The organism is Rathayibacter tritici, from assembly GCF_002932875.1.
In the GTDB taxonomy this organism is placed as follows: Bacteria; Actinomycetota; Actinomycetes; order Actinomycetales; family Microbacteriaceae; genus Rathayibacter; species Rathayibacter tritici.
The window spans coordinates 42,730-59,853 of the sequence record NZ_PSWS01000038.1; the positions used below are offsets into that span (position 1 = coordinate 42,730).

Here is a 17,124-nt window from a genome sequence, read left to right on the forward strand (position 1 = left end):
ATCACGGATGCGCCTGAAATAATGCCGCGGTGACCTCCTCCACCGACGGCCTGCTCGATCCGCTGCACCCCCTCTCCGCCGGTCGCACCGCCGATTCGGCGCTGCTCCGCGCCTATCGCTCGGAGCGGACCGAGACGACGCCCGTCTGGTTCATGCGCCAGGCCGGCCGCAGCCTCCCCGAGTACCGGGCACTGCGGACCGACACGAAGATGCTCGACGCCTGCCTCGATCCGGCCCTCGCGAGCGAGATCACGCTGCAGCCGGTACGCCGGCACGGAGTGGACGCGGGCATCTTCTTCAGCGACATCGTCATCCCGCTGCGGCTGGCGGGGGTCGGCGTCGACATTGTCCCCGGGCGGGGGCCGGTGCTGGACAAGCCGGTGCGCACGGCCGCCGACGTCGCCGAGCTGGCGTCGATCGACCCGTCCGTGCTCGATGAGACGCTCGAGCCGATCCGCGAGGGCGTTCGCCGCACGGTCGCCGGTCTCGGCGATACCCCGCTGATCGGATTCGCGGGCGCTCCCTTCACTCTCGCCGCGTACCTGGTCGAGGGCGGGCCGTCCAAGGATCACCTGCGCGCCCGCACGATGATGCACGCCGACCCCGCCGCCTGGGCGCAGCTGATGGAGTGGACGGCCGAGGTGACCGGCCGGTTCCTGCGCGCGCAGGTGCTCGCCGGAGCGAGTGCGGCGCAGCTCTTCGACTCCTGGGCTGGCGCGCTCTCCCTCTCGGACTACACGGCGCACGTCGCGCCCGCCTCCGCCCGCGCCCTCGCGCACGTGCGCGACCTCGCCTTCGACCACGGCGAGACGCGCCGCAACGTGCCGATCGTGCACTTCGGCGTCGGCACGGGGGAACTGCTCGGGGCGATGCACGGCATCGGCGCCGACGTGGTGGGGGTCGACTACCGGATCCCCCTGGATGAGGCGAACCACCGCCTCGGCGGCTTCGTGCCGGTGCAGGGCAATGTGGATCCCGCGTTGCTGACCGCGCCGTGGGAGGTCCTCCAGGCGCACGTCGACGACGTCCTGCGCCGCGGCCTCAGCGCCCCCGCGCACGTGCTCAACCTCGGGCACGGCGTGCCGCCCGAGTCCGACCCCGACGTGCTGACGCGCCTCGTCGCGTTCGCGCACGCCTGGCGGCCGTGAGCGAGGAGCGTCGGCGAGACGCCGCGCAGTACGACGTCGCGGTGGTCGGCGGAGGAGTGGCGGGCCTCGCCGCCGCCGCCGAGTGTTTGCGCATCGGCCTCCGGGTCGTGGTGCTGGAGGCGGGGGAGCGGGTCGGCGGCTCGGTCGCACCGTTCACGATCGCCGGAGTCGAGCTCGACGCGGGCGCCGAGAGCTTCGCCACCCGGGGCGGGCACGTCGAGCAGGCTCTCGCCGCGTTGACCCTCGACGGCGTCCCGCTCGCCGAGTCGATCGTGGAGCCGCGCACGCACGGCTCATGGCTGCACCTCTCGGGTGGCCGCTGCGTTCCATCGCCGCGGGCCGGCATCCTCGGCATCCCCGGGACTCCGCTCGCGCCCGATGTCGTGCGGGCGCTCGGACGCCGCGGCGCCTGGCGGGCCTGGCTCGACACCCTGATGCCGGTGCTGCGGATCGGCCGCGCCCACTCCCTCGCCGAGCTGGTGCGCACCCGGATGGGCGTGCGCGTGCTCGAGGACCTGATCGCGCCGGTCGTGTCCGGCGTTTACTCCAGCCGGCCCGAGGACATCGACGTCGACCTCGCCGCGCCCGGCCTGAACGGCGCCCTCACCCGTGCGGGGTCGCTCGCCCGGGCCGTGGCCGCCCTGCGCGCGAACCTCCCGGCCGGAGTCGCGGTCCGCGGGCTCGAGGGCGGGATGCACCGCCTCGTCGCGGCGCTGGTCCAGCGGATCGACTACCTCTCCGGCGAGATCCGCACCGGAGCCTCCGTCGAGAGGCTCGAGGGCTCCGACGGTGATGTCGTCCTGACTCTCGCCGACGGAACGCTGACCGCCCGCTCGCTCATCGTCGCCACGCCCGAGCGCGATGCCCGAGCGCTGCTCGCCGGCCTCGCGCCCGCGGTCGCGGAGAGCGCGGACGAGGCGCCCGACGACTCCGTCGAGCTGGTGACCCTGGTGGTGGACGATGCACGCCTGGACGCGGCACCTCGTGGATCCGGGGTACTCGTGGCGCCCACCGCGACCGACGTGACCGCCAAGGCGATCACCCACGCGACCGCCAAGTGGGACTGGCTGGCCGCCTCCCTCCCGCCCGGGCGCCACGTGCTGCGCCTCTCCTACGGGCGACCGGGCGAGCGGCCGCCGCTCCAGGGGCGCCCCGACGCGGAGGCGGCCGCGATCGCGCTGCTGGACGCCTCGACGCTGCTGGGCGTCGCCCTCGACCCGGCGTCGGTCGTCGCTTCCGCCCGGGTGAGCTGGGCGAACGTCCGCCCCGCCGCAGCGCTGGGCCGCCGGGCGCACCTGGAGGCGTTCCGCGAGGCGGTGGCCCCGCTCGAGGAAGTCGCTGTGACCGGCACCTGGATCGCGGGCACCGGTCTGGCCTCGGTACTCCCGCACGCCGCCGAGACGGCCGCCCTTATCCGGCGCCGACTGGTGCGTCAAGGCGTCGGACTCCCGAGCGAGAACCGCGACGCCGACGGCTACTCTTAGGCCCAGGCATCCGCGCGAGCGTGTGGCGTGCCCCGGCACGAGTGGTCACCGACCCCGTGGACGATCGCGAGAGCGACCCAGGACGAGGAGTAGGCGTGAAGGGCAAGATTCTTTTCGTGGCAGGAGCCGCAGCCGGGTATGTGCTGGGAGCACGCGCCGGCCGCAAGCGGTACGAGCAGATCGCCTCGGCGGCGTCGAAGTTCTGGCAGACGCAGCCCGTGCAGGACGTCGCGGGTGCCGTCGGTGGAGCGGCGAAGACGCAGCTGAGCAGCGTCTCCGACAAGGCGTACGAGGTCGTGCGCTCGGTGGTCGTCAAGGCCGTGTCCGGTGGCAAGAAGGCCCAGGGGGCGAGCGACGCGGAGGCATCGGCCGCCGCTCGCACGGCCGCCTCGAAGGTCGACGAGGCCGCGGCATCGGGCGGCTCCGGAGGATCGGCGACGTCCACCTCCACCAGCAAGGCCTAGTGCTCATCCCTCCGGCCGTGCCAGGCACGCGCCGGCCGGCACGTCCCACCCTCGAGGAGCTCCCGTGGTGAATGAACGCAATCCGAAGAACGCCCGATCACTGGGGGAGTTGGTCGGTGACCTGCCCGGTCTTGTGATCGAGCTCGTCAAGGCCGAGGTCGCGTCGCTCAAGAGTGAGCTCGCGGGTAAGGCGAAGAGCGCAGGTCTCGCGGTCGCCCTGTTCGCGGTCGCGGCCTTCCTGCTTCTGACCGCCTGGGCGACGCTGGTCGCCTTCGCGATCATCGGCATCGCCTCCTGGGTTCCTGCGTGGCTGTCGGCGCTCATCGTGACCGTGTTCTTCCTCCTGGTGGCCGTGATCCTCGCCCTCGTGGGCGTGCGCACCATCAAGAAGGCCGTGCCGCCGGTTCCGCAGGAGTCGATCGACAGCATCAAGAAGGACGTCCAGGCGTTCAAGGGAGTGGGCAGCTATGACAACTGAGCGATCCGTCAGCAGCAGTACGCCCCGCTTCGTCGATCCGGCGGAGCTCACTCCCGGCCAGCTGAAGGCCGACATCGAGCGTGCGCGCTCCGAGCTGGCCGCAACTCTCGACGCGATCGAGTACAAGGTCAACGTCCCGCGCAAGCTGCGCATGGCCCAGCGGAACCTCGGGCGCAAGCTCCGGGTCGTCCGTCGCGAGAACCCCTCCGCGCTGATCGCGGGAGCGGTCGGTGCCGCCGCCGCCGTGGGCCTGGTCGCCTGGGGTATCGCGAAGCAGATCATCGAGGAGTGAGCGCCACGAGGGCCCGGAGCGCTAGCGTCCCGGGCCCTTCGGCGCCAGAGCCACCGCCGCTTTTGTGCATCGGCACGAGCGGAGGGATGATGGATCAATGATTGATCAGACCGCCGGCACGGCGGATCCCGTTCAGTCCGCCCCCGACACGAGCGCCGCCGTTGCGGCGCCACAGCTCCCCGCCGATCAGGATCACTCCGATCAGGCCCTGGGGTACACGCTCTGGGCGGTTCTCCGCAGGGATCCCGCACGTCCGTTCACCCTCTCCAGCGATGCCGTCGCTCCCGCGGTGAAGCAGTACGAGCACCTCGTCGCCCAGCTGGACGGAGGGGGCGTAACCGTCCGCGGCACCTACGACGTCTCGGCCCTGCGCGCCGACGCCGACATCATGCTGTGGCTCACCGGATCCGCCCCGGAGGAGCTGCAGCGCGCGTACCGAGAAGTGCGGCGCTCGGAGCTGCTGGTCGGCCTCCTGCCGACCTGGAACGCGATGGGTGTGCACCGCGACGCCGAGTTCAGCGCGAACCACCTCCCCGCGTACATGCGCGGCAAGGCGCCGGCTCGCTGGCTGACCGTCTACCCCTTCGTCCGCTCCTACGAGTGGTACATCCTCCCCGAGGAGGAGCGCCGCGCGATGCTCGCCCAGCACGGGCGCCAGGGCTCGCGATTCCGCTCCGTCCTGACGAACACGGTCGCCTCGTTCTCGCTCGGCGACTACGAGTGGATCCTCGCCCTCGAGGACGAGGAGCTCGTCAACCTCGTGGACCTCATGCGCGACCTGCGCGCCACCGAGGCCCGCCGCCACGTGCGCGAGGAAGTCCCCTTCTACACAGGCCGGCGCATCGAGGCCGACCAGATCGCCGAGGTGCTCCGATGAGTGACACGACCAGCGACCAGATCCTCGTCCGCGGTGCCACACCCGCGGCGGCATCCGGTCCCGAGCATGTCGAGATCCCCGTGGCCTACGACGCCATCCTCCTCGCCGGCTTCGGCGGACCGGAGGGACAGGACGACGTGATCCCGTTCCTGCGCAACGTCACGCGCGGTCGCGGCATCCCCGAGGAGCGCCTCGAGGAGGTCGCCCACCACTACCGCCACTTCGGCGGCGTCAGCCCGATCAACGCGCAGAACCGCGCGCTGAAGAAGGCGCTCGAGGCCGAGCTCGCCGACCGCGGCATCGACCTCCCCGTGCTCTGGGGCAACCGCAACTGGGCGCCCTACCTGAGTGAGGCAGTCGCGGAGGCGAAGGAGCGCGGGTTCACGAACCTGCTCGCGATCGCGACCAGCGCCTACTCCTCCTTCTCGTCCTGCCGCCAGTACCGCGAGGACTTCGCGGCCGCGCTGGACGCGACCGGGCTCGAGGGGCACCTCCGGATCGATAAGGTGCGCCAGTTCTTCGACCACCCGGGCTTCGTGATGCCGTTCGTGAAGGCCGTGCACGACGGTCTCGACGAGCTGCGCGAGCGGATGCCCGACCTCGACGTCACGACCGAGGTCGAGGTGCTCTTCGCCACCCACTCGATCCCCAGCTCGGACGCGGCGCGCAGCGGACCCCACGAGCGTCACGAGGACGGCACTGTCGTCGACGTGCACGAGTTCGGCCCGGGCGGCGCCTACGAGGCGCAGCACCTCGCGGTCGCGGAGGTCGTCATGGCCGCCGCCACGGAGGAGGACGTGCCCTGGCAGCTCGTCTACCAGTCGCGCTCCGGTCCGCCCACCCAGCCCTGGCTCGAGCCGGACATCAACGACGCCATCGCTGAGCTGCCGGCGCGGGGCCGCCGCGCGCTGCTGATCGTCCCCCTCGGCTTCGTGTCCGACCACATGGAGGTGATGTGGGACCTCGACAACGAGGCACTCGAGACCTCCCAGGAGCACGGTCTCGTCGCGCTCCGCGTCGCAACCCCCGGCACGGACCCGGTCTACGTCTCCGGCCTGATCGACCTCGTGCTCGAGCGCGTCAACGGTGTGCCGACCGAGGAGCGTCCGTCGATGACGGCGCTCGGCCCCTGGTACGACGTCTGCCGCCCCGGCTGCTGCGAGAACGTGCGAGCGGGGTTCAAGCCCGCCCTCGCCGGAGTGGCGCCGTGATCGCCGCAGTGGCGCTGTGATCGGGAGCCCTCGGTCGTGAGTATCCGCGTCGGCACTCGCGCGAGCGCGCTCGCCGTGGCGCAGACCAGGATGACGGCGGATGCGATGTCGGCCGCGGCGGGGGTGCCCGTCGAGCTGGTGCGTATCGAGTCCGACGGTGACCGCATGCGCGGCTCGCTCGCCTCCCTCGGCGGCACCGGCGTGTTCGTCAGTGCGCTGCGCGGCGCGCTGCTCGCGGGGCACTGCGATGCGATCGTGCACTCGCTGAAGGACCTGCCCACCGCCCCGGTGCAGGGCCTGCTGCTCGGCGCAGTGCCCGAGCGCGAGGATCCGCGCGACGCGCTGTGCGCGCGCGACGGCCTCACCCTGGCGACCCTGCCCGTTGGCGCGCGCGTGGGAACGGGCTCGCCCCGCCGCCGCGCGGCACTGCTGGCTGCGCGTGCAGACCTCGAGATCGTGGACATCCGCGGGAACATCGACACGCGGCTGCGGCGGGTGCTGCCCGGCAGCGCCTCACCGCTGGACGCGATCGTGCTCGCCCTGTCGGGCCTGCGCCGCCTGGGACGGGTCGACGCGATCACCGAGGTGCTCGGCTTCGATGTGTCGCCGCACGCGCCCGGACAGGGCGCATTGGCGATCGAGGTGCGCGACGAGGAGCCGTCGGAGGAGCTGCGCGCCGCGCTCGCCGCCGTCGAGCACCTGCCCACCCGTGCCGCGATCACGGCCGAGCGCTCCCTCCTCGCCGCGCTCGAGGCGGGCTGCGCCGCTCCGATCGGAGCCTCCGCCGTCGTGGAGGCCGACCGCGTGGTGCTGCACGGTGTGGTCTTCGCCACGGACGGCGCCGCATCCCTGGCGCGGGAGCTGGCGGAGCCGGTGGATAACGGTTCGGTCGGCGGTGGTCGACACTGGGCGGATTCGCAGTATGGTGGTCGCGAACTGCCCGTCGTCGAAGCCGCGTTCCGCTGCGGCTCTCTGCTCGCTGACGCGCTTCTCGGTGCGGGTGCCGCCGAACTCGCACCCCTGGGAGCCCCGTCGTGATCGTCCCCGCCGCCTACTCCCAGTGGGAGAAGCCGCTGCAGGGCTGGCGCATCCTCGTCCCCCGCGGAGGCCCGTGGGGGGACGGTGTCGCCGCCGCCCTCCGAGCCAAGGGCGCCTCGCCCGTCGTTGCTCCGATGATCAATTTCGCGCCGACCGATGACTTCCCCGCGCTCGAACAGGCTCTCGCCGATCTCGAGGCGGGCGCCTTCGACTGGATGACGGTCACGAGCGCTACGACGGTCGATGTCCTCTCTCTCCTGCGCACCACCGTGCCCGAGACCACCAAGGTCGCCGCGGTCGGCGAGACCACGGCTGCCGCGCTCGTCGCCGCGGGCTACTCCGTCGACCTGGTCCCCTCCGAGGACAACTCCGCCCGCGGCCTGCTCGCCGAGTGGGAGGAAGCGACGGGCGGCAGGCACCCCCTGCGCGTGCTGACGCTGCGCTCCGAGATCGCCAAGCCGCTGCTGACCGAGGGGCTGACCCGTATCGGGCACGACGTGCGCTCGGTGGTCGCGTACCGCACGGTCGGGGTCCCGGTGGAGGAGCGCGTCGTCGCCGACGTCGCCAGCGGCGCGGTGCACGCGATCCTCGTCACGTCGGGCAGCGTCGCGGAGCAGGTGCAGAAGCAGCTCGGCCCGGTCCCCGAGTCCATCCTCGTTGCGGCGATCGGGCCGCAGACCGCGAAGGACGCCCGCGCCTTCGGCCTGCGCGTGGACGTGGTCGCCGACGAGAGGTCGGCCTCCTCCCTCATCGACGCGGTCGCCGGTGTCGCCACCGAGCGCGCCCCCCGCTGATTCGCCCAACGCAACGTCAGCTGAGACACCATCTCATCCACCATCGTGGATGAGATGGTGTCTCAGCTGATGTTGTGTCGTCGCCTCTGCGCCGGCGTCCACAGATGCTCCCGATTTCGGATCAGTGTGAGCAAGACGTCCTCGGTCCGAGCCCAGTCGTCCATGATCTGGTGGTTGTCCAGCCGGAGGCAGAGGTAGCCGCGCCGGGCGAGCTCAAGGTCCCGCCGCCGGTCCTCGCGGAACTGCGCCAGCGACGAGTGATAGCGGTATCCGTCGCTCTCGACGACGAGGCGCTCGCCGATGATGTCGTCGACGTGTCCGACGCCGGGGATGAAGACCTGAGCGCGTACCTGGACTCCGTGTCGCCTCATGCTCACTCGGGTCTTGGTCTCCAGGCCCGACTGGCTCCGGCCATCCACGAGGTCGAAGAGCGCTCTCTTCCCGATCGGTGCGAGCGCTCGGAGTGCGTCGAGCTCCTCCTTGGCCAGCAGACCCGTGTTCAGCGCGGAGTCGACGGTGACGATCGCGTCCATCTCGCTGACGCAGGTCAGCAGGTGCAGGATCGCGGCACCGATCCCGTCCTGCGCGAACGAGCGCTGCCCCTGTCCCGGCCAGCGGCGCCAGTGCCCGACGGTTCCCGCGCGCACCGCCCGAACCGATGAGGCACCGAGGGCGACGTGCAGGGCGGGGCGCTCCACCGTCCACAGCCCGAGGTGCCGCAGAAGGGAGACACAGGTGAGCAGGCCGCCGGATCGGACAGCGGCGAGCTCGAGGGCGGGAGCATCGGCGAGTGCGTACCACCCACGACGGACACGGATGACCCGGCCGGTCGACAGCGCGTGCTCGAGCGCGGCGCGTCGTATGCCAGCGCTCGTGAGTGCGCTCGAGGGGGCGATGCCGCCGGCGGCGGAAAGGAGAGCGAGGAGGTCGGTCACGCGATGAGGATCGACGATCCGGCGCGGGCGCGGGCGCCGATCGGTCTGGACTGTGGAGAGTGCCTGGCGCCGTGCGCTGGGGAGGAGCACTGCCGGGAGGTGCGCTGCCGGGAGGAGCGCTGCCGGGCGGGATTACGCTGGAGAGCATGACTGCCATCCGCCCGCGCCGCCTCCGCACGACTCCCGCACTCCGCCGACTCGTGCAGGAGACGCGCATCCACCCGGCGCAGCTGATCCTGCCCCTTTTCGTGGCCGAGGGGATCACCGACGCGCGGCCGATCGGCTCGATGCCGGGGGTGATGCACCACTCGCTCGAGAGCGTGCGCGGCGCGGTGACCGAGGCGGCCGAGGCGGGTCTGGGCGGTGTGATGCTGTTCGGCGTGCCCACCACGCGCGACGCGGTCGGCTCCGGAGCGACGGACCCCGACGGTGTGCTCAACGCGGCGACGCGGGTCGTCGTCGAGGAGGTCGGCGACGCTCTGGTCGTGCAGACCGATCTGTGCCTGGACGAGTTCACCGACCACGGCCACTGCGGCGTGCTCGATGACCGCGGGCGCGTCGACAACGACGCCACGCTCCTCCGGTACGAGGAGATGGCGCTCGCGCAGGCCGCGGCCGGCTCGCACTTGCTCGGGCTGTCCGGGATGATGGACGGCCAGGTCGGAGCGATTCGCGCCGCCCTGGACAGGGCCGGACACCTCGACACCGCGATCCTCGCCTACTCGGCGAAGTACGCCTCCAGCTTCTACGGCCCGTTCCGCGAAGCGGTGCAGTCGACGCTCGAGGGCGATCGGCGCACCTATCAGCAGGACCCGGCGAACCGCCGAGAGGGCCTGCGCGAGGCGACGCTCGACCTGGCGGAGGGCGCCGACGTGGTGATGGTCAAGCCGGCGATGAGCTACCTCGACGTGCTCTCGGACGTCGCGGCCGTCTCGGACGTGCCGGTCTGGGCGTATCAGGTCTCGGGCGAATACGCGATGATCGAGGCCGCAGCCGCCAACGGGTGGATCTCGCGCGAGCCGGCGATCCTCGAGTCGGTGACCGCCATCCTCCGCGCCGGGGCCGACGCGGTGCTCACCTATTGGGCGGTCGAGATCGCCCGCGACCTGCTGCGGTAGCGCCGGGCAAGGCTCGGCCGGTCCGAAACCGCCCCTCGCGGGGAGGGAGCCGGGCAGCGCGCGTACCCTGGGGACGTGACCATCTCGGCGAACGACACCCTGTACGAGCGTGCCCGGCACGCGATCCCCGGAGGCGTCAACTCGCCCGTGCGAGCCTTCCGCTCGGTCGGCGGGACCCCGCGCTTCATGGTCTCCGCGAGAGGCCCGTACATCACGGATGCGGACGGCCGCGAGTACGTCGACCTGGTCTGCTCCTGGGGCCCCGCCGTCCTCGGGCACGCGCACCCGGAGGTGGTCGCCGCCGTGCAGGAGGCGGCAGCTCGCGGCCTCTCGTTCGGCGCGTCCACTCCTGCCGAGACCGATCTCGCCGAGCTGGTCGAGGCGCGCATCACGGCCGGCGGGGTGTCGCCGATCGAGAAGCTCCGTCTGGTCTCCACGGGCACTGAGGCGACGATGACGGCGATCCGCCTCGCCCGCGGCGTCACGGGCCGCGACCTGCTGATCAAGTTCTCCGGCCACTACCACGGCCACTCCGACGGACTGCTCGCCGACGCCGGATCCGGGCTGGCGACCCTCTCCCTCCCCGCCTCCGCCGGCGTTACCGCGGCGACCGCGGCACAGACGATCGTGCTGCCCTACAACGATCTCGACGCCGTGCGCGCGGTGCTCGCCGAGCGCGGCCCCGACATCGCGGCGGTGATCACCGAGGCGGCCGCCGCCAATATGGGCGTCGTTGCGCCCGATCCGGGGTTCAACGCGGCCCTCGCCGAGCTCGTGCATGCGAACGGGTCGCTCCTGATCATGGACGAGGTGCTGACCGGCTTCCGCGTGAGCGCCGACGGCTGGTGGGGGCTCGAGAACCGCGACGCCGAGGCTCCGTATCGAGCCGACCTCTTCACCTTCGGCAAGGTCATCGGCGGAGGGATGCCGGTCGCGGCGCTCGGCGGTCGCGCGGACGTGATGGACCATCTCGCCCCGCTGGGGCCGGTCTATCAGGCGGGCACGCTCTCCGGGAACCCGGTCGCCGTGGCGGCGGGTATCAGGACTCTGCACCTGGCCGACGACGAGGTCTACGCCGCTCTCGACGCCACGGCGCGGACGCTGCAGCGCGAGGTCTCGGCGGCGCTGACCGCCGAGGGCGTCGCGCACACCGTGCAGACGGCGGGGAACCTTTTCAGCTTCATGTTCACAGACCTGGGCCACCCCGTGCGCAACTACGCGCAGGTGCAGGCGCAGGAGTCGTTCCGGTATCCGGCGTTCTTCCACGCGATGCTGGACGCGGGCGTCTCGCTGCCGCCGTCGGTGTTCGAAGCCTGGTTCGTCTCGGCCGCGCACGACGACGCGGCGATCGGACGCATCGTGGACGCGCTGCCGGCGGCGGCCAGGGCCGCTGCCGCCGCTCGGGCGTAGAGGAGACGCTCGTTCCGTCGTGCCCGGCCGTGTGCGGGGGCCGGGCACGCGGCGTCACCCCCGGCGCGAGACCGACTTCGGCAGCACGAACACCAGGGCGAAGGCGGCGAGTGCCATCAGGGTGCTCAGGAGCATCGCGGGAGCCGCGGCATCGAGGAAGCCGGAGGCCACCGTATCCGGCCCCGTGATGACCAGGCCCCCGAACAGGACGCTGCCGATGACCGCGATGCCCACGGCCGAGCCGATGCGCTGGATCGCCGAGATCACTCCGCTCGCCGCGCCCGCGTCCTGCGGGTCGACGGTCGAGACGATGAACTGCACATTCGGGGCGATGAAGAAACCGTTGCCCAGGCCCGCGATCAGCAGCGGCGGCAGGAGCTGCCAGTTGCTGATCGAGTCGGGCGTCGCGGTGAGCAGCACCAGCCACACCCAGCCCAGGCCGATCGCCAGCAGACCGCTGCCCATCACCAGGACGGTGCGGCCCAGGCGCGCGGTCATCCGGTTGCTCTGGGACGAGCTGATGATGCTGCCGATCGCGAAGGGGATCGAGACGAGGCCCGACTCGAGCGCGGTGTGGCCCAGGCCCGACTGCCAGAGCAGCGAGATGGTGAAGAAGATGCTCGTGAAGGCGGCGAAGTAGACCAGCGCGAGGATCACGCCTCCGGTGAAGGCGGGGTGGCGGAACAGCGACGGCGGCACCAGCGGAGCGCGACCGCGGCGGACGTGGAGGACCTCCCAGGCGCCGAAGGCGGCGAGGAGGAGGACTCCGCCGGCGATCGAGAGGAAGGTCCAGAGCGGCCAGCCCTCGTCCTCGCCCTGGATGAGCGGGACGAGCAACGCGACCAGGCCGCCCGAGACGAGTACCAGTCCGAGCCAGTCGACACCTCCGCTCGGGGCGCGCTCGCCGGTCTCGAGGTCGCGGCGGGCGGGGAGGAGGATCGCGGCGGCGATCAGGGTCGCGATGCCGATGGGTACGTTCACCCAGAAGACGAGGCGCCAGCCGTTCTCGTCGCCGAAGGCCTGGATGATCAGGCCACCGATGATCGGACCGAGCGCCGAAGACACTCCAAGGACCGCGCCCATCACGGCGAACGCCTTGCCGCGCGAGGGTCCGCGGAACAGCAGCTGGATGTAGGCATTGACCGCGGGAACGAAGATGCCGCCGGCGAGGCCCTGGACGACGCGGGCGACGACCAACTGGGCATCGTCGGCCGCGAGACCGCAGGCGATGCTCGCGAGGGTGAAGAGTGCGACTCCGCTGACGAAGATCCACTTGTGCCCGAAGCGGTCGCCGAGGCGGCCGGCGGGGATCAGCGCGAGGCCGAACGCGAGGGCGTAGCCGGAGATGATCCAGGAGAGCGTCGACTCCGACGCGTCGAGCGTGGTGCGGATGGTGGGCAGCGCGACGTTGACGATGGTCGTGTCGAGCAGGGCGATGAACATCCCCGCGAGCAGAACGATCAGCGAGCGCCAGGCGCGCTTGTCGGGGGCGGGAGGGGCGCCGGTCGATCGGGCGGTCGACGTCTCGGTCATCGCAGGGGTGCCTTTCGAAGGGGAGGAGGGCCTGCCCTATTCGGGGGACATGACCAGATGTGAATGCTCGCAGGAGAAACCGGGTTTCTGCGCGCCGCAATCTGTGGGGGCTTTCAGGCGCGGCATGGTGAGGGCGACCGGGCCGGGGTGCTCAGCGGGCGCGCGACTCCGCTTGACGGGCGCAGGCGATGCAGAGCTCGGCCGTGGGCCGGGCGGTCAGGCGGGCGGCGCCGACCGGGCGGCCGCAGGAGGCGCAGTCGCCGTATTCGCCCCTGCCGAGGCGAGCGCGAGCGCCGTCCAGCTCGCGCGAGGTGCGCACCAGGGCGTCGCGGACTCCGGCCATTCGCGACCACTCGGCGGACAGGGGAGTGCCCTCAGGGTCGTGCTCGTCGTCGGCGGTGCCGTCGGCCCGGTCGCGCAGGAGCTCGACGAGCGAGGCCTCGAGCCGGGCCATGTCGAGCCGCATCCCGGCCTGCCGCTCGGACAGCAGGGCGTCCAGGAGGAGCGCCTCGTCCGGATCCATCGCCATCCGACCATGCTGCCACCGACGCTCGCAATCGAGCATCGTTGTGCGACCCAGCGCTGACCCGGCGGCAGGCGGCGGGCAGACTAGGGGCATGCCCGTCGTGACCGTGCTCCCCGACCGCCTCGAACTCCGCCTGACCGTGGCCGAACGGCTGCTCGCGTTCCACCGCAGCGACGTCGTCGTCGACCGGGCGAACATCCGCTCGGCGACGGTCACCGAAGACCCCTGGATCTGGGTCCGTGGTGTCAGCGCGCCGGGCACTGCGGTGCCGCTCACCCTCGCGGTCGGCACCTGGAAGTTCCACGGCGGTAGGGACTTCCTGCTGCTCAAGCGCACCTCGTCGGCCGTCGTGATCGACCTGGTCGACGAGGACTACTCCCGACTGATCGTGAGCACGAAGCACGCGCCCGAGCTGATCGCGGCGCTCCAGCTCGGCACCGCGGCGATCCCCGTGGTCGACGCCGACGATCTGGTGATCCTCCCCGAGGTCGCGGAGCAGGCTGAACGGGCCGAGGAGGCTGCCGCCGCGAAGCCTGCGCCCGCCGCGAAGCGGTCTCCGCAGCCCCGCAGCACGGCCAAGCAGCACACGGCCCGGCCCGACCCGTCCGTGGAGCACGCATCGGCCGAGCCGAGCGGCGCCACCGAGGCCGCGGAGTAGCCGCGCCGCCGCACAACGTCAGCTGAGAGACGTCCTCATCGACGATGGTGGATGAGATGGTCTCTCAGCTGACGTTGCGTCGTCAGGCGCGGACATCCACCAGCGTCCGACCGTGCGAGCGGCCCGCGAGCACGTCCTCGGCGGCATCGACGGCGCTGCCGAGGGGCACCGTGGTGGTCAGGCCGTCGAGGAGCTCACGATCGAGGTCGTGCGCGAGTCGGCGCCACGCCTCCTCGCGGAGCTTGCGCGGGGCCTGCACCGAGTTGACGCCCGCGAGCGTCACTCCACGCAGGATGAACGGCATCACGCTCACCGGCAGATCGGAGCCCTGCGCGAGGCCGCACGCGGCCACGGTCCCGCCCCAGCACGTCTGCGCGAGGGCGTTGGCGAGGGTGTGCGAGCCGGCGGAGTCCACGGCTCCCGCCCACCGCTCGGACTGCAGCGGCTTGCCGCCCTCCTGCAGCTCGGCGCGGTCGATGACGTCGGAGGCGCCGAGGCGTTGCAGCAGTGCGCCGTGCTCGCCGAGCCGACCGGTCGAGGCGACGACCTCGTGGCCCAGCCGGGCCAGGAGCGCCACGGCCAGTGACCCGACTCCGCCGGACGCTCCCGTCACCAGCACCGGCCCGCTACCCGGGCGCACGCCGTGCCGCTCAAGGGCCAGCACGGCCAGCATCGCTGTGAAGCCCGCGGTGCCGATCGCTCCCGCGCGCGCCGACGAGATCGCGCCGGGCAGACGCAGTAGCGAGCCGGAGTCGACCCTGGCCCGCTCGGCGAGTCCGCCGTCGTGGAGTTCGCCGAGACCCGCGCCGTTCAGCACCACGCGGTCGCCGGAGTCGAAGCGCTCGCCCGCCTCGCCGTCCGCGTACTCCACGGTGCCGACCAGGTCGATGCCGGCGATAAGCGGTGTGCGCCGCACGATACCGGGCCGCCCGGCCAGCGCGAGGGCGTCCTTGTAGTTGACGCTCGAGTACTCGACGGCGATCGTTACGTCGCCGTGCGAGCGGTCGGGGTCGTCGCGCTCGAGGAGGCGGGCTCGGTTCGGGGTGTCGGTGTCGGAGTCGGAGTGCCGCTCGACGACGATGGCTCGGTACATGGGCCCACGCTACGCCCGCGGGCCCGTGCCCGGGCGGTCAGTTCAGGGGACGGGTGCCCTCGGGGAGGGGCCGACCGGAGTAGAGCGCGACGGCTGCGTCCTGCAACGCGGTCAGGGCGACGCGCTGCGTCCACGGGCCGTACGAGACGCGGGCGAGCCCGAGCTCCTCGAAGCGGGCGGGGGACTGCGATCCGGGGACGCCGATGACGCTGACGCGCTGCCGGCCGAGGGCGCCGACCAGGGCCTCCAGCTCGGCGTCCTGGAGGAGCCCGGGCACGAAGAAGCAGGTCGCGCCGGCGTCGAGGTAGGCGCGGCCGCGCTCGATCGCGTCGGCCAGGACCTCGCCGCGGTCGCGTTCGCCGGCGCGGAGGAAGACGTCGGTGCGGGCGTTGAGCGCGAAGGGCACCGCCTCCTCCTCGGCCGCAGCGACGGCCTTCTCGACCGCGCGCAGCGCCTCGGGAAGCGGTTTCGCCTGGTCCTCGAGGTTCGCCCCCACGACGCCGACCTCGATGGCGCGGCGAACCGTCTCGTCCGCATCGCCGTAGCCGGCCTCGAGATCGGCTGAGACCGGCACCTCGACGGCGGCGACGATCCGCTCGATCATCCCCAGGTGCAGCTCCAGCGGGATCCGCTCACCGTCCTCGTAGCCGAAGGTCGCGGCGATCGAGTGGCTCGCGGTCGCGAGCGCGCGTGTCCCGGGGAGGGCGGCGACCGTGGTCGCGCTGATCACGTCCCAGACGTTCACCACCTGCAGCAGCTCGGGGGCGGTGTGGAGGTCGACAAGGGCGCGTCCGCGCGCGTGGATGCTCATGGAACGAGCGTAGGGCCGGCATGCGCGGCGCAGGCCGTCGCCTCGCAGTCCGCGCAGACGACGAGCTGCGCGCGGCAGGAGGCGTCGGTGCAGTTGCGCATCCGGCTCGTCGGCGCCGCGCAGGAGGCACACCGGCCGAGCACCTCGGCATCCGGGGAGAACGTGACGGATCCGCGGCCGTCGAACACGTAGAGCGCGCCCTGCCAGAGCCCGCGGTCGCGCCGCGCCTCGGCGTAGCGGACGACGCCGCCATCGAGCTGGTACACCTCGCCGAAGCCGCGTGCCCTCATCAGGCTCGACAGGACCTCGCAGCGGATGCCGCCGGTGCAGTAGGTGACGATGGGGCGGTCCTTGAGATGGTCGTAGACGCCGGCGTCGAGCTGCTCGACGAACTCGCGAGTGCTGGCAACCGCGGGCACGACGGCTCCCTCGAAGCGGCCGATCTCGGCCTCGAAGGCGTTGCGACCGTCGAACAGCACCACGTCCTCGCGCTCGGCGACGAGGGCGTCGAGCTGGTCCGGGTCCAGCCGCGGAGCCGTCCCGACGACGCCGCCCGCGTCGACCCGCAGCTCGTCGGGAGCGCCGAACGAGACGATCTCGTCGCGCACCTTCACCGAGAGCCCGGGGAAGTCCAGGCTGCGGCCCGCGTCGTCGAGGCCGGATCCGTCGCTCCACGTCACCTCGAGGCCGCGGAACGCCGAGTGCTCACGGGTGCGGCGGAGGTAGCGCTTGAGCGCATCCATCCCGCCGCCGAGGGTGCCGTTCACCCCGTGCTCCGAGATCAGCAGGCGCCCGCGCAGGCTCAGCGACTCGCACAGCTCCCGTTGCCACAGCCGCACGGACTCGGGGTCGGCCAGCGGCACGAAGCGGTAGAACAGCAGGATCTTCGGCAGCACCGGCACATCATACGAGGGCGCGGGCCCCAGGCGCGGCGGGTGGCAGCATCATCGGGTGTCCGACGCCTCCGCCACCGTGCCGCACTCCCGCCTGGAGGACCTGTTCGGCCTCGTCACTGGCGCCTTCCTGGTCTCGCTCGGCCTGTATCTGCTGCGCGCGAGCCAGGCGGTCACCGGTGGCACGGTCGGCCTCGCGCTGCTGCTGGGGTACCCGCTCACCATCCCGTTCGGCGTGATCCTCGTGGCGTTCAACCACCGGCCGGGATGCTCTCTCGGGTCGTGACCTGCTCCGCAAGCCTTTCGGCGGGCCGGAGCGGGTTCCTAGGCTGAGATCGCGGGCCCCGCCCGCTCGACCCGA

General features: G+C 72.1%; 19 protein-coding genes. 13 read left to right on the forward strand and 6 right to left on the reverse strand.

Annotated elements, in window-relative coordinates; translation table 11 throughout:
* Nucleotides 1-29: 29 nt before the first annotated feature.
* The 9 genes from hemE to C5D07_RS05530 all read left to right on the forward strand — a co-directional run bounded on the left by hemE (nt 30) and on the right by C5D07_RS05530 (nt 7,786).
* A complete protein-coding gene (hemE, locus tag C5D07_RS05490; RefSeq protein WP_068251003.1) occupies nt 30-1,148 on the forward strand; it encodes a uroporphyrinogen decarboxylase in 1,119 nt (372 codons plus the stop codon).
* The gene (locus C5D07_RS05495; RefSeq protein WP_249028179.1) at nt 1,145-2,632 is read left to right on the forward strand and encodes a protoporphyrinogen/coproporphyrinogen oxidase; all 1,488 of its coding nucleotides are present in this window, start codon (nt 1,145-1,147) and stop codon (nt 2,630-2,632) included. Before hemE ends, C5D07_RS05495 begins: the two co-directional genes overlap by 4 nt.
* Nucleotides 2,633-2,727: 95 nt before the next feature.
* Nucleotides 2,728-3,096, forward strand: a complete 369-nt coding sequence (locus C5D07_RS05500; RefSeq protein ID WP_068251005.1) for a hypothetical protein — start codon at nt 2,728-2,730, stop codon at nt 3,094-3,096.
* A 64-nt stretch (nt 3,097-3,160) separates the two neighbouring features.
* Nucleotides 3,161-3,574 (forward strand): phage holin family protein, encoded by a 414-nt coding sequence (locus C5D07_RS05505; protein WP_068251009.1) that lies wholly within the window; start codon nt 3,161-3,163, stop codon nt 3,572-3,574.
* Nucleotides 3,564-3,866 (forward strand): DUF3618 domain-containing protein, encoded by a 303-nt coding sequence (locus tag C5D07_RS05510; protein WP_084415754.1) that lies wholly within the window; start codon nt 3,564-3,566, stop codon nt 3,864-3,866. Before C5D07_RS05505 ends, C5D07_RS05510 begins: the two co-directional genes overlap by 11 nt.
* A gap of 97 nt (nt 3,867-3,963) precedes the next feature.
* Nucleotides 3,964-4,743 (forward strand): hydrogen peroxide-dependent heme synthase, encoded by a 780-nt coding sequence (gene hemQ, locus C5D07_RS05515; protein WP_084415755.1) that lies wholly within the window; start codon nt 3,964-3,966, stop codon nt 4,741-4,743.
* Nucleotides 4,740-5,954, forward strand: a complete 1,215-nt coding sequence (locus C5D07_RS05520; RefSeq protein ID WP_068251011.1) for a ferrochelatase — start codon at nt 4,740-4,742, stop codon at nt 5,952-5,954. The genes hemQ and C5D07_RS05520 overlap by 4 nt, the downstream gene beginning before the upstream one ends.
* Nucleotides 5,955-5,990: 36 nt before the next feature.
* Nucleotides 5,991-6,992 (forward strand): hydroxymethylbilane synthase, encoded by a 1,002-nt coding sequence (gene hemC / locus C5D07_RS05525; RefSeq protein WP_104258883.1) that lies wholly within the window; start codon nt 5,991-5,993, stop codon nt 6,990-6,992.
* The gene (locus C5D07_RS05530; RefSeq protein WP_104258898.1) at nt 6,992-7,786 is read left to right on the forward strand and encodes a uroporphyrinogen-III synthase; all 795 of its coding nucleotides are present in this window, start codon (nt 6,992-6,994) and stop codon (nt 7,784-7,786) included. Before hemC ends, C5D07_RS05530 begins: the two co-directional genes overlap by 1 nt.
* Before the next feature lie 62 nt (nt 7,787-7,848).
* Here C5D07_RS05530 and C5D07_RS05535 read toward each other — a convergent pair whose 3' ends face one another.
* The gene (locus tag C5D07_RS05535; RefSeq protein ID WP_068251017.1) at nt 7,849-8,721 is read right to left on the reverse strand and encodes a DUF559 domain-containing protein; all 873 of its coding nucleotides are present in this window, start codon (nt 8,719-8,721) and stop codon (nt 7,849-7,851) included.
* A gap of 146 nt (nt 8,722-8,867) precedes the next feature.
* Here C5D07_RS05535 and hemB point away from each other — a divergent pair, with 146 nt between their 5' ends.
* Together hemB and hemL are read left to right on the forward strand one after the other, a co-directional pair.
* Nucleotides 8,868-9,839, forward strand: a complete 972-nt coding sequence (hemB, locus tag C5D07_RS05540) for a porphobilinogen synthase (protein WP_068251020.1) — start codon at nt 8,868-8,870, stop codon at nt 9,837-9,839.
* 81 nt (nt 9,840-9,920) lie between these two features.
* Nucleotides 9,921-11,249 (forward strand): glutamate-1-semialdehyde 2,1-aminomutase, encoded by a 1,329-nt coding sequence (gene hemL, locus C5D07_RS05545; RefSeq protein WP_104258899.1) that lies wholly within the window; start codon nt 9,921-9,923, stop codon nt 11,247-11,249.
* Nucleotides 11,250-11,303: 54 nt separating this feature from the next.
* Here hemL and C5D07_RS05550 read toward each other — a convergent pair whose 3' ends face one another.
* Nucleotides 11,304-12,782: an MFS transporter gene (locus C5D07_RS05550; RefSeq protein ID WP_104258884.1), complete on the reverse strand. Its 1,479-nt coding sequence runs from the start codon at nt 12,780-12,782 to the stop codon at nt 11,304-11,306.
* 151 nt (nt 12,783-12,933) lie between these two features.
* Nucleotides 12,934-13,311: a TraR/DksA family transcriptional regulator gene (locus tag C5D07_RS05555; RefSeq protein ID WP_167542332.1), complete on the reverse strand. Its 378-nt coding sequence runs from the start codon at nt 13,309-13,311 to the stop codon at nt 12,934-12,936.
* Between the two features lie 88 nt (nt 13,312-13,399).
* Here C5D07_RS05555 and C5D07_RS15930 point away from each other — a divergent pair, with 88 nt between their 5' ends.
* A complete protein-coding gene (locus C5D07_RS15930; RefSeq protein WP_181026438.1) occupies nt 13,400-13,966 on the forward strand; it encodes a hypothetical protein in 567 nt (188 codons plus the stop codon).
* A gap of 82 nt (nt 13,967-14,048) precedes the next feature.
* Here the strand turns inward: C5D07_RS15930 and C5D07_RS05565 are convergent, their stop codons facing one another.
* The 3 genes from C5D07_RS05565 to trhO are packed head-to-tail and all read right to left on the reverse strand — an operon-like array spanning nt 14,049 to nt 16,763.
* A complete protein-coding gene (locus C5D07_RS05565) occupies nt 14,049-15,059 on the reverse strand; it encodes an MDR family oxidoreductase (RefSeq protein ID WP_068251029.1) in 1,011 nt (336 codons plus the stop codon).
* A gap of 37 nt (nt 15,060-15,096) precedes the next feature.
* Entirely contained in the window at nt 15,097-15,870 is a 774-nt protein-coding gene (locus C5D07_RS05570; RefSeq protein ID WP_068251031.1) for an isocitrate lyase/PEP mutase family protein, read from the reverse strand.
* Nucleotides 15,867-16,763 carry an oxygen-dependent tRNA uridine(34) hydroxylase TrhO gene (gene trhO, locus C5D07_RS05575; RefSeq protein WP_444758771.1) on the reverse strand — a complete coding sequence of 299 codons (897 nt, stop codon included), beginning with the start codon at nt 16,761-16,763 and terminating at the stop codon, nt 15,867-15,869. Before trhO ends, C5D07_RS05570 begins: the two co-directional genes overlap by 4 nt.
* Before the next feature lie 58 nt (nt 16,764-16,821).
* Between trhO and C5D07_RS05580 the strand changes: the two genes are divergently transcribed.
* On the forward strand, nt 16,822-17,049 hold the full coding sequence (locus tag C5D07_RS05580) for a hypothetical protein (protein ID WP_104258885.1): 228 nt from the start codon (nt 16,822-16,824) through the stop codon (nt 17,047-17,049).
* Nucleotides 17,050-17,124 lie beyond the last annotated feature (75 nt).

Coding starts and splice junctions, on each gene's coding strand:
- C5D07_RS05510 (WP_084415754.1), top strand. CDS start 3,564: ATGACAACTGAGCGATCCGTCAGCAGCAGTACGCCCCGCTTCGTCGAT.
- C5D07_RS05550 (WP_104258884.1), bottom strand. CDS start 12,782: ATGACCGAGACGTCGACCGCCCGATCGACCGGCGCCCCTCCCGCCCCC.
- C5D07_RS05555 (WP_167542332.1), bottom strand. CDS start 13,311: ATGGCGATGGATCCGGACGAGGCGCTCCTCCTGGACGCCCTGCTGTCC.
- hemB (WP_068251020.1), top strand. CDS start 8,868: ATGACTGCCATCCGCCCGCGCCGCCTCCGCACGACTCCCGCACTCCGC.
- C5D07_RS05570 (WP_068251031.1), bottom strand. CDS start 15,870: ATGAGCATCCACGCGCGCGGACGCGCCCTTGTCGACCTCCACACCGCC.
- C5D07_RS15930 (WP_181026438.1), top strand. CDS start 13,400: ATGCCCGTCGTGACCGTGCTCCCCGACCGCCTCGAACTCCGCCTGACC.
- C5D07_RS05520 (WP_068251011.1), top strand. CDS start 4,740: ATGAGTGACACGACCAGCGACCAGATCCTCGTCCGCGGTGCCACACCC.
- C5D07_RS05565 (WP_068251029.1), bottom strand. CDS start 15,059: ATGTACCGAGCCATCGTCGTCGAGCGGCACTCCGACTCCGACACCGAC.
- hemQ (WP_084415755.1), top strand. CDS start 3,964: ATGATTGATCAGACCGCCGGCACGGCGGATCCCGTTCAGTCCGCCCCC.